Origin of the sequence: Fulvivirga sp. M361, assembly GCF_007097395.1 — a bacterium.
Lineage (GTDB): Bacteria > Bacteroidota > Bacteroidia > Cytophagales > Cyclobacteriaceae > Fulvivirga.
Genome location: NZ_VKDC01000007.1, coordinates 322,305 through 334,068, shown reverse-complemented (window position 1 = coordinate 334,068; position 11,764 = coordinate 322,305). Strand labels below are relative to the sequence as shown.

10 protein-coding genes are annotated in these 11,764 nt (G+C 41.4%); 6 read left to right on the top strand and 4 right to left on the bottom strand.

Features of this window, described 5'->3' with window-relative positions:
• Nucleotides 1-6: 6 nt before the first annotated feature.
• From FNH22_RS10645 to FNH22_RS10635, 3 genes are read left to right on the top strand one after another with little or no spacing between them, the layout of a single operon-like run.
• Nucleotides 7-2,988, top strand: a complete 2,982-nt coding sequence (locus FNH22_RS10645; RefSeq protein ID WP_143398335.1) for a GH92 family glycosyl hydrolase — start codon at nucleotides 7-9, stop codon at nucleotides 2,986-2,988.
• Nucleotides 2,989-2,990: 2 nt separating this feature from the next.
• The gene (locus tag FNH22_RS10640) at nucleotides 2,991-4,094 is read left to right on the top strand and encodes a DUF5005 domain-containing protein (protein WP_143398334.1); all 1,104 of its coding nucleotides are present in this window, start codon (nucleotides 2,991-2,993) and stop codon (nucleotides 4,092-4,094) included.
• Nucleotides 4,095-4,101: 7 nt separating this feature from the next.
• A complete protein-coding gene (locus FNH22_RS10635; protein ID WP_143398333.1) occupies nucleotides 4,102-5,298 on the top strand; it encodes a DUF4185 domain-containing protein in 1,197 nt (398 codons plus the stop codon).
• A gap of 133 nt (nucleotides 5,299-5,431) precedes the next feature.
• Here FNH22_RS10635 and FNH22_RS10630 read toward each other — a convergent pair whose 3' ends face one another.
• Together FNH22_RS10630 and FNH22_RS10625 are read right to left on the bottom strand one after the other, a co-directional pair.
• Nucleotides 5,432-5,626 carry a cold-shock protein gene (locus FNH22_RS10630; protein WP_143398332.1) on the bottom strand — a complete coding sequence of 65 codons (195 nt, stop codon included), beginning with the start codon at nucleotides 5,624-5,626 and terminating at the stop codon, nucleotides 5,432-5,434.
• A gap of 98 nt (nucleotides 5,627-5,724) precedes the next feature.
• A complete protein-coding gene (locus FNH22_RS10625; RefSeq protein WP_143398331.1) occupies nucleotides 5,725-5,937 on the bottom strand; it encodes a hypothetical protein in 213 nt (70 codons plus the stop codon).
• Between the two features lie 298 nt (nucleotides 5,938-6,235).
• Between FNH22_RS10625 and FNH22_RS10620 the strand changes: the two genes are divergently transcribed.
• Together FNH22_RS10620 and FNH22_RS10615 are read left to right on the top strand one after the other, a co-directional pair.
• The gene (locus FNH22_RS10620; RefSeq protein ID WP_143398330.1) at nucleotides 6,236-7,087 is read left to right on the top strand and encodes a hypothetical protein; all 852 of its coding nucleotides are present in this window, start codon (nucleotides 6,236-6,238) and stop codon (nucleotides 7,085-7,087) included.
• A gap of 718 nt (nucleotides 7,088-7,805) precedes the next feature.
• Nucleotides 7,806-8,657, top strand: coding sequence for a hypothetical protein (locus FNH22_RS10615; protein WP_143398329.1), 852 nt, complete (start codon nucleotides 7,806-7,808; stop codon nucleotides 8,655-8,657).
• Between the two features lie 15 nt (nucleotides 8,658-8,672).
• On the opposite strand, the gene ppk2 (FNH22_RS10610) is transcribed toward FNH22_RS10615, so the two are convergent.
• Nucleotides 8,673-9,455 carry a polyphosphate kinase 2 gene (gene ppk2 / locus FNH22_RS10610; RefSeq protein ID WP_185154174.1) on the bottom strand — a complete coding sequence of 261 codons (783 nt, stop codon included), beginning with the start codon at nucleotides 9,453-9,455 and terminating at the stop codon, nucleotides 8,673-8,675.
• A 9-nt stretch (nucleotides 9,456-9,464) separates the two neighbouring features.
• Complete coding sequence (gene ppk2, locus FNH22_RS10605) at nucleotides 9,465-10,361, bottom strand: polyphosphate kinase 2 (RefSeq protein WP_255518027.1); 897 nt, start codon at nucleotides 10,359-10,361, stop codon at nucleotides 9,465-9,467.
• 308 nt (nucleotides 10,362-10,669) lie between these two features.
• Between ppk2 (FNH22_RS10605) and FNH22_RS10600 the strand changes: the two genes are divergently transcribed.
• Nucleotides 10,670-11,413, top strand: coding sequence for a universal stress protein (locus FNH22_RS10600; RefSeq protein WP_143398328.1), 744 nt, complete (start codon nucleotides 10,670-10,672; stop codon nucleotides 11,411-11,413).
• Nucleotides 11,414-11,764: the final 351 nt, after the last annotated feature.

Genomic DNA, 11,764 nt, shown 5'->3' with positions numbered 1-11,764 from the left:
ACGGATATGAAAAAATTGGCCTACCTGTTGATCATTTTCACACTTCCGGCAGTCGGACAAAAACAGCCGGTGGATTACGTAAATACGCTTATAGGGTCGCATGATTCTCGCTGGATCAACTTCCCAGGGCCAACAAGGCCCTTTGGAATGGTGAAACTGAGTCCCGACAACCAGGAATTGGGATGGAAAGCAGGTTATGAATTTAATGTTAATAACATTGCCGGATTCAGTCATTTACATTCCTGGACAATGGCGGGCCTACTTACCATGCCCACTACAGGAAGACTCAAAACGATTCCTGGAACGGAGAAAGATCCCGATAGAGGTTACCGGTCACGCTTCAGCCATGACAATGAAGTTGCAGAAGCAGGATACTATTCTGTGTTTTTGGATGATTATAATATCAAGGCAGAACTTACCAGTACCAAACGTGCCGGATTCCATCGGTATACCTTTCCAAAAAGTGATTCCGCACGCATACTGGTTGATCTCCTTACTCCTTCTGAATACGGGTATGAGATCTCCTATACCAACATCAAGAAAGTGAGTAACAGAGAAATTGAAGGAATATCCTATCAACAGGCGCTGCGTAAAGCCAATTACAACGAATACATTCTACACTTTGCCATGCGATTTAGCAAGCCTTTTGACGCTATGAATGGGTGGGTAAAAGAAGAAATTATCCGAAATAAGGACGTCATTTCATCTGAGTTTGGTCATAAAGATGTAGGGGCATTTTTAAATTTCAAAACGGAAGAAGGAGAGCAGATAATGGTTCAGGTGGGTATTTCATTAGTAAGTATAGCACAAGCCCGGCTGAACCTGGAAACGGAGCTAAACCCTTTCAACTGGGATTTTGAAAAGGTAGTAGCAGATAGTAAAAATGAGTGGAACACGCTCCTTTCCACCATTGAAGTTGAATCAAAAGACGAAACGTTAAAAACGAAATTCTATACCAACATGTATCGGGCCTACGCAGGACGAACCACGTGGAGTGACGTCAATGGCAAGTACATAGATATGTATGAAAAAGTACAGCAAATGTCAAAACCCGGTCAGCCTATCTATGGTAGTGACGGATATTGGATCACATTTTGGAACCTCAATCAACTCTGGTCACTTGCCACACCGAAAATCGCCAATAACTGGGCAGTGAGTATGCTTGAGATCTATGACAAAGGAGGTTGGCTGCCAAGAGGACCAACAGGCATTGAATACTCAGGCATCATGGTTGCTTCCCATCAGATCTCCCTTCTCACCAATGCCTATCATAAGGGTATCAGGAATTTTGATGTGAACAAGGCGTATAAAGCCGTTTCAAAACTTCAAACCGATCAGGGTAAAGCTCATGACGCCGGTGGTTATGTAGGCAATAGAAATTTGAAAGATTACAAGGAGTTGGGTTACGTACCTGACGATGCCGGACCGGTTTCGAACACATTGGCTTATGCCTATGACGACTGGACGGTAGGCCAGCTCGCCCTCGCACTGGGGAAAGAAAAGGACTATAAAAGCTATACAAAACGCGCCTTCAGCTATAAAAATGTTTTTGACCCGGAAGTCGGCTATATGCGAAGGAAAAACCGGGACGGTTCGTGGGCAGATTTCTCACCCTTCGGTCACGTTGCATGGTTAGGTCCGGGTTTTGTAGAAGGAAATGCATGGCAATACACCTATTTTGTTCCGCACGATATAAGTGGCCTGCTAAATTTGATGGGGCGTGATACTTTTAACGATCGCCTGGAGAAGGGCTTTGAAACCTCCGCCGAACATAATTTCAATTCAGAGCATCTGGGTTCCAATTCACTTGAAGGAATGGGCGTGCTACCGGTCAATCATGGCAATCAACCTAATATGCAGGCAGCCTATCTTTTTAACCACTCCGGAAAACCGTGGCTCACTCAAAAATGGGCCAATGAAATCATGAATAAATACTACGGCAGTACTCCTAAAGACGGTTGGCTGGGCGATGAAGACCAGGGACAGATGGGGGCATGGTTTGTAATGAGCGCTACGGGCCTTTTCGAAATGGATGGAGGCGCTTCAGTGAACCCTATCTATGAAATAGGAACACCCAAATTTGACAAAGTAACGATTCATCTTGACCCTGCATTTTATAAAGGAGGAACGTTCACCATCGAAGCCAAAAACGTATCCAACAAGAATATATATATTCAGTCCGCAAAACTCAATGGCAATGTCCTGAATAAGCCCTGGTTCTATCACGAAGAACTTGTCAATGGAGGTTCTTTAATACTTAAAATGGGCCCAAAGCCTAACAAAAAATGGGGCATTTCACCAAAGGCTGCACCGCCATCTTTGAGCAATCAACTGAGTCAGAGCGCAATAGACTCGATCATGAAATATGATCGAGTCACAGAAGAGTTAGAAGAATGGAATCGTGCGGTAAAAGCATATTACTATCACAAAAAGGAACATTTTGAAAGCCTGCCTGATACACCGAATGAGATCATATTTCTTGGGAACAGTATCACGGATGGTGCGGAATGGTTCGAGTTATTTGATGGTAATCCAAACATCAAAAACCGGGGAATAGGTGGTGACGACACGGATGGGGTGTTAGAGCGCTTAAAAGAAGTAACTGCCTCAAGACCGGACAAAGTATTCGTTATGATAGGGACCAACGACCTGGCCTATGGCAAAACTGTAGCACATGTAGTAACAAACTTAAAGGAGATCATTCGCAGAATACAGGATGAATCACCGGCTACAAATATCTTTATGGAATCCATATTGCCAGTTGAAGATGCCATTCATTCCTCCCGACCAAATGAAAGCATTCGGGACATTAACCAACAGTTAAAGTCGTACTGCGATGAGATAGGCCTGACTTACATCGACCTGGTCCCGGTTTTTTCAGATGAAAATGGCAAACTGAATAAGCAATACAGCATTGACGGATTGCATTTAAATGGAGAAGGCTATTTGAAATGGGTAGAAGTGATCAAAAAATACCTTAAAGAATAGTGATGAGCGTGCATGAAACGACATGGATCATTCCGCTTATGTTATTTCTTTCCTGTGAAAAGGAAGGAAGGGATGATGTAAGTACTCCATCGCTTGTCGAAGAAGAAATTGTCATTTGCGAGCAAAGCCAATGCTGGCATACAGACTTTCATGTATGCCGGGATTCCACCTACATCGATCTTTTTACACGCAACAAAGGGTGGACCGGGGGTGACGCCACATATTCTGTCGACCTGAAAAACGGGCAAACGCTTTGGATGTTTGGTGATACATTTATCGACCAGGTCAGTGAAGATCGCTCCAGACCTTCTGCCCGGCTTGTTAACAACACATTAGTGTTGCAAGAGGGGTTAGAGCTAAAAACCTATCATGGTGGCACTTCAATACGGCCTGATGCTTTTGCAAAACCACCAGAATCAGGCAACTGGTATTGGCCAGGAGATGCAACAGTGGTGAATGGAAAGTTATTGCTGTTTATGCATGGTTTTGGAACAGGTGGTCAAGGTGCATGGGATTTCTTCAGAACATCCATCGACCTGCTCACACTGAACCTTGAAACATTGGAAATAGAAAGTAATGATAGATTATTTGACGCCCCATCCATTTCATGGGGTGCGGCGATTATGGAGGACCATCACTACTCCTATGTATATGGCGTCCGTTCCGAAAGCTCTGATAAACATTTGTACATAGCCCGTACCAGTGCTGACCTTTCAGATAATTGGGAGTATTTTACAGGCACCGAATGGCATACCGACCCGACCAAAGCTCATTCCATTTTTAATGGGGTCTCGGAACAATTCTCCCTTTTCAAAGAAGAAAGCACCTATTACTTCCTGACGCAACAGGGAGCCCTCGGTAAAGAAATCAATCTTCATACGTCAATCGCCCCGGAAGGGCCTTTTCAGAATGGACGTGTGGTCTATTGTACGCCGGAAACCGACGGAGATATTTTCACTTACAATGCTTTTGCACACCATCACATCTACCAAGATTCGCTGTTGGTCTCTTACAATGTTAACAGCTTTGATTTTAGCGATTTATTCAAGAGTGCAGATAACTATCGCCCTTATTTTGTGAAAGTGGGAGGTTGGAGAGAAAACTAATTTGACTATGAAAAAGACACTGAATTTTATCGTCATATCAGGATTACTGATCATTTTATACTTTTGTTCATCACCACAAAAGGAGACACAAAAACCTTTTGCTGACACTCTTGTCAATTATTCTGTCACAGCTGCCCAGGAATGGACGAACTTATTTTATCGTAAAAACGGATGGTTTGGAGCCGATGGGGTTTTCACTATGGCACTCACTGGAAAAGAGTCATTTGGGGTTGGGGCTGAAGATTCCGTACTCATGTATTTTTCAGATACCATGACAGGCACGGTACTTGCCGATACAGCCGTTGCTAATTTCAAAATGATCAATAACTCTTTTGCATGGGTCACAGGCCTGGAACCTTCAGAGGAAACTGTAAAGCTGTTCTATCGTCAGGGAATTAACAATGAGCCCCTGAACCATTTTAAACCTAACACACCCAACACCCAACCAGGTGAATACTATTGGTTTGGAGATGGATTTGTGAATCAGCAAGACAACAATTCCATAAACATATTTGGATATCGTGTTTTCGATAACAGCAGAGCGTCATGGGATTTTGAAGTGAGGGGTGTAACCTTAATAACCATTCCGGCAGGGGCCTCTTTTTCAGAACATACGCAAATAGACCTGCCGCTTTTTATGGAGATTGACAGCTTGGGGAAAGGCACTTTCGGATCAGGAATTTATGTAAACACAAAAGAAGCCGGAGCCCCAAACCCGGATGGTTATTTATACATATATGGTTTACTTGACCCTAATAAGCAATTGGTTGTAGCCAGGGTAAAACCTGAAAACATCAAAGAAGTATCCACCTGGCGGTTTTGGAATGGCAAACAATGGGATGAGAAAATTGAAAACGTAAAGCCTGTAACTAATCGTGTGTCCAATGAAGTAAGCCTGACCCCTATGAAGGATGGGCGGTACCTGCTCGTATTTCAATCTGACGGAATTGGTCAATACACTTCCATACGAATAGGAGAAAGCCCAATCGGCCCATTCGGACCTTTACAAAATATCTGGAAAGCACCTGAAATCACAGCACCTCCCGGTATTATACCCTACAATGCCAAAGCACATCCTGTTTTATCAAGTACTGACAGACTACTGATAAGTTACAATACCATTTCAATGGATTACTTCAATGATATTTTAAAACATCCACACATGTATCGGCCAAGATTTTTCTGGTTAGAAATAATAGAATAAAAAATAAAAAGGATGGTTCTATGCTTTTGTGCCAAAAAAGTGATTAGTCCAGGTTATTCATCGATTGGTTAATTGCCATAAAAAAACGCGACCCGTTGAACGGGTCGCGTTGCAATTGTCGATGTTTTTATAGTTAGCTTACTACTTCTACATTAACCGCATTCAGGCCTTTTCTGCCTTGCTCTACTTCGTATTGTACTTCATCATTTTCTCTGATCTCATCGATCAAACCACTTTGATGTACAAAAATATCATCTCCGCCTTCTTCTGGCTTGATGAATCCGAAGCCCTTGGTACTGTTGAAAAATTTTACTGTTCCTTTTTTCATTTTAATTGTGTATTAATTATAAATATTTATCACGGTAAACCGTGGATAAATTCAACATAGATAATAACAGGTAGCAAAGCAGGGAAGTCATGTTAACATTAAACAAAATTGGGATAAACAATGTACTCCATAGTACTCTGACCCGAATATTGGCCTACTTGTAAATGTATCAAACCAACCTTTGAACGGAACCGATCCTGAATATTAGTCGGATCAGAAAACTTATTCAGATTAGTATTAACAATAACGTCGTGAAGAAAACCTTCCTGAGAGGAGGGTATTTGCCCTGTGATGTGCTTACTATTATTCATTTTAAAACTGTGTAGGCAACTTTATCAAATCTTTATCAGACTAATAAAGCACCTTAACGCATGAGAAAGAAATAGGTTTAACATCCCTATTTACTTTATCATAATCGTAAAGTTAGTGAATAAATCCAACATTACTATTGCCTGTACCCTTATGGAAAGTTTTTTTGTTTACAAAACACCACGTATCAAGCGCATCGCCTGTTAAATATACCGCTCAAATTCCTTAAATAACGGATCAAGTCGATGTCCTTTTTTTTTAATTAAATATATTTGCAGCTTTAACGTCAATCAAGCATTAATGAGACTTTTTCAACTGGCCCGGAAGTTAGAAATATCCCCTGAGTCTATTGTTAGTTACCTGTCAGAGCATGACATTTCAATTGAAACCCGTTCCAACACTAAGTTAGAAGAAGAACACGTAACGCTTATTCTTCAGCAATTTAAAACCCCTGAAGATCAGGTGGAAGAAATTCCGAAAGAACTTATATCAGACCGGGACACGATTGCGGAAGCAACCGAAGAAGTATTGAAAAGTGTAGTGGAAACAGAGAGTAAAACGAAAGAAGAAGAAAAAGAAGTAGTTGGGGCTAAACCAGAATTAAGTGGGGCAGATGATGCCTTAACCGGAACATCAACACCCGATGAGGAGCAGGAAGCAAAAGCCGATGAGGAGCAGGAAGACGAAATTGAGGTCATACGGGTAAAAAAGATAAAACTTTCAGGGCCCAAGGTGTTAGGGAAAATTGACCTCCCTGAACCCGTAAAAAAGGAAAAAACCGAACCAAAAACAGAAACTGAAACTCAAGGGCAGGAAAAGTCAAATGCACGCCAACATCGTGACAGACGTCAATTGGATCGAAAGCGAAGGCGTGTAGAAACTCCTGAACAGAAACGCCGGCGAGAAGCCCGAGAAAAGGATCGGCAGAAACGAAAAGAAGAAAAACAAAAAAAAGAGCGGCGTAAACAGTTCTACGTTGAAAAAAGACAATTGCCTGATGGCACTAAGGCAAAGCCTAAAAAGAAAAAGGTGACAGATGAGCCAAAGCACCCAGGCACTTTACCACCATCCCGCTCTAAGCCAGTCGTCAAACATAAAAATCCCATTAAGAGGTTTTGGGCATGGCTAAATGGGGCTTATGATAATTACTAATGTCGTGTTAATGCTCAAATGGCGGTTACACTATTTTTTAGGTCTCATTCTTAAAGTCGGCAGTAGGCAAAGGGCAGTAGGCAAAAAAATACGGGACAACTTCCACTTTTTTGCCTACTGCCCTTTGCAGATTGCTGACTGGCCGAGAACTTTCCAACACTGAAAATAGCGTNCTAGTGTCATGTCACACCTCAAATGGCGGTTACACTATTTTTTAGGTCTCATTCTTAAAGTCGGCAGTAGGCAAAGGGCAGTAGGCAAAAAAATACGGGACAACTTCCACTTTTTTGCCTACTGCCCTTTGCAGATTGCTGACTGGCCGAGAACTTTCCAACACTGAAAATAGCGTTTATAATCTAACTCCAAACGTCAATTGAGGCTTGACACGACACTAGGTTCTGCTTGAAATAAAATAAACCATGTATTGGGCATTACTTGAATATCTCAAAAAAATGGGACGACAATTGGCTATGCCCAATTTCCGGATTATCAGGCATCTCTGTATACAATTCTCTTTTTTTGATCATTTGAGGAAATGATCACCATAAGTTGTTCTGTTTTGGTTGAAACAATTCGACACAACTACCAACCTTATTCGCTTTTGATGTGTCATGCATTTAAGACGTTCTGGCATAATCATTGATTATGTCGGATCAAAACTTCTATTCCACCGTCGAAAGATGAAGACTTAGTATGTTGTTCTATCAAAGCTCCAGCCATGAAAAGATTCTACTTATTATCAGTTCTATTATTGATCACCGCAGTCATAAGTTACAGTCAGGATAAGATCTACAAAAGGGATCATTCCGTTATTGAATGTGTTATTACCGAAGTAGGTATTGAAGAAATAAAGTATTACCTCTCCCCTGATGAAATCAGAAATTCACCCACTTTTTCCATTCCTGTAAGCCAGGTAAGTCGAATAGTACTAAGCAATGGTAGGGAAATGACGTTTAAAGATCCGCTGCAGGATGAGTCATTGTATAGTGAGGACAGGTCACATGCTCTTAAGTTACATTTTTTATCTGCCCTGACTGAGCACCTGGGCTTCACTTATGAAAAAAGTATCAAACCCGGAAGAAGTTTCGAAACAGAGCTCGGTTTGATTGGAATAGGTTTTAACACAGATGATTACAATCGGAGTCAGGGTGCTTATGTTTCATCCGGGTACAAGTTTATTCGTACACCGGATTTTTATACTTCACATATGAAATATGCCCATTTGCTCAAAGGCTCTTACATCAAACCTCAGATTATCCTTTCCGTTTACCAGAACGAATATGACAATGACTTCTTTTTCGGCTCGGGAGTCACTACCAGAAGAATAAAAAGAGATGTGGTGGCCGGGGCATTACTACTGAATTTCGGTAAACAGATTATTTATGACAATGCCTTTTTGATCGATTATTCCGTAGGCATTGGCTATGGCTTCAGCAACCTGAAAAACGATGAACTTGATGGGGGGGATGTTAATGATTTCAGGGCGTTTCACTATGGGTTCATAGCAGGTGATAGTAATTCACCTATAGCGGTAAACGCCCGCTTAAAAATTGGACTTTTACTAAAGTAGTCAAGGTAAGATCGGTTATTGTTTATAAGGCACTTTATTGAGTAAATACTCCATGGCCTCCAGACGTGCTTTGGTTTTCTTATTGGCCTCTATGATCACCCAGGGATTTTTTTTCGTATCGGTGCATTTAAACATTTTTTCTTTGTATTCAGTGTAAACATCCCAGAGTTCCTGGGCCTTTTCATCCACAGGAGTAAGCTTCCAGCGCTTGAGCGGATTAGTGCGTATATCCTCAAATCTTCTTGACTGTTCTTCTTTAGAGATAGAAAAGTATAATTTAATTAAAATGATGCCATCATTAGTGATCATAGACTCGAATAGATTGACTTCATTCATGAACCGCTGGTATTCATCTTCCGTACAGAACCCATTGACAGGCTCTACCACTGCCCTGTTATACCAGCTTCTATCAAAAAAAATGATCTCGCCAGGATTGGGTAAATGACTGACATAACGCTGAAAATACCACTGCCCTTTCTCTTCTTCACTAGGCTTAGGTAACGCGTGAACTTTATAAAACCGTGGATTCAAATGATGGGTGATCCTGCGAATGGCCCCGCCCTTACCAGCGGCATCACGACCTTCGAAAATGACACATACCCTTTTTTGATTTTCAGTCACCCAGTTCTGGAGCTTTATCAACTCCACCTGATTTTTTTCAACCTGGTATTCATACCTGACATATCTTAGCACACGTTCCGGGTTGATATCCTCCTGGTTACCCAGCATCAGTCTTAATGCATTATTAGAGTTTAATAGTGCCAGCTCATTTTTGGTGAAGTTGTAGTTTTTTGTCATTTCAAGAAATTAATCGCTGTACACGGATCGGTGAAAGCGCATGATAACATTCGGATCAGGCAGTACCCTGGTGACTGCCTCATCCTTCCCTTCATATTCAAACGAGGACAGCAGGTGTCTGATACTTTCCAGACGTGCCTCTTTCTTAATATTAGTCTTCACGATTACCCATGGACTATAACTGGTGTGGGTTCTGCTAAACATTTGCTCCTTATAATAGGTATAGCGGTCCCAAAATTCCTGCCCTTTTTGGTCTACCGGGCTCAGTTTCCATCGTTTCAGAGGGTTATTTCTCCTTGCTTCGAATCTTTTGGCCTGCTCTTGTTTTTCTATAGAAAACCAGAATTTGGTCATTTTCACTCCTGACTCAAAAAGCATGTGCTCAAACTCTGGCACCTGCCGCATAAACTGCTGATACTCTCCCACATCACAAAACCCCATAACGGGTTCTACCACTGCACGGTTATACCAACTTCTATCAAAGAACACAATTTCTCCGGCATTAGGTAAAACTTTAGTATATCGTCTGAAGTACCATTGCCCTCTTTCTCTATCTGTGGGTTTAGCCAGTGCCACAACACGCATGGCCCTTGGATTCAGGTGTTCTATAAAGCGTTTGATTGAACCTCCTTTTCCAGCCGCATCACGCCCCTCAAAAATTACTGCCACCCTAAGCTTATGTTTAATAATGTGACTTTGAAGCTTAACAAGTTCTACCTGTAGTTTTCGCAATTGATCCAGATAATCAAGGGTAAAAAGAATTTTCTGAACATCTCTCCCTTTCTCGTTAAGAAGGGTGAGCAGCTCTTGAGAGTTTTGTATTTGATTGAAGTTTTCGTTGGCCAGCAAATGCAACTTATGCATTTTACCTCGCCTCGCTTCATCTGTTATTAAGAACTGGCTCACACTGTACTCGTTTTTAATTGGACCGAACTCCGAAAATGCGAAAAATAAGGCATTTGAACAATTATGGCATTCAATAAATGAATCATGTCGAGTGTATTGAGTTTTCTGACACTCTCCATTCTACGGGTTAAAGGCAATATTTATCCACCTTTTATATCCACTGATATTACCAGCTGCAATCGTTTGGAATGCCCGCCACGATTAAAGACATGACAAATATCATGTCTTTGTCTGACTATTAGGTCGACTCGCCAAAAATAAGAGCAATAATTTAGCATTGTTGTTGAAACGCTTAAACATCAAAAGTCATGAAAAAAATACTGATTCCAATTGACCTGTCCGGTGCCTCGGAAAATGCCATTGACTTTGCCCTGGATGTATTCTCAGGATTTAAACCTGAGCTTTTAATGATCCATGTAAAACAACCTAATGAGGATCTGGAATATCTGAAGACTGCGTTTGGCCAACTTGAAAACAGCAAATTATACAAGACAGGCATTCAGTACAATTTTGAGATAACGAGAGGAGAGCTTCTGGAAGACATTCAAGCTGCCATTGACACTGAAAAACCTGACCTGTTAGTAATGGGTACCACGGGGATCAATGGTTCTGAGCTTTCCAAGGCACTCGTGAAGCTTACCAACTGTCCGTTAATGCTTGTTCCTGAGAATTATCACTGGTCCAAAATAAAACGGATCGCTTATGCCAATGATTTTAAAAATATTAAAGATTCCGCTGTCTTACACCCCTTAATGATACTGGCACAAAAAACGGAGGCCAAAGTCTATCTGCTACACGTTAATCGTGATAACAGCGTAGTAGATAATGCAGAAGCTTCCCTGGAATATTACCTGGAACATGTCCATCATGAATATATCTGCATTACCAGTGATGACATAGAAAGTGCTATAATGAATTTTATCAAAGAAAAGGACATTGATATGCTTGCCGTACTACTGCGGGACCACGGAAAAAATCAGCTTTCCTCGGAAGGCAGGTTAGTAAAGGAGTTAGTAGTGAATTCAAATGTACCTGTACTTAACCTGGTATAACGATGCTTACTGACAGTACAATTTCGTCTATTGTCAGACGAACCGTTCCTCATGCAGGACAGTTCAATCGTCTTCAAAGGAAGTTGACTATTAAAGATCTTTTTCGCAGATGTGATACAACGGATGATCGTTCCGGCATTCATAGCTTAAACATGAATACAGGGATCGATCATCACTCAACATTCAGTGCTATTCCTGTTTTTTACAATAGAGATTTCACAGGCTATAACGTATGCTTCTGTCTTCACTCCTGTTTTCCTAGTGATACTTCTTGAATTTATGCCTGTTTAAGGCAGTATACCGAACCCTCTCTACACTTAGCCATATCAGAGCGAGTTACAGTGGTGTAGC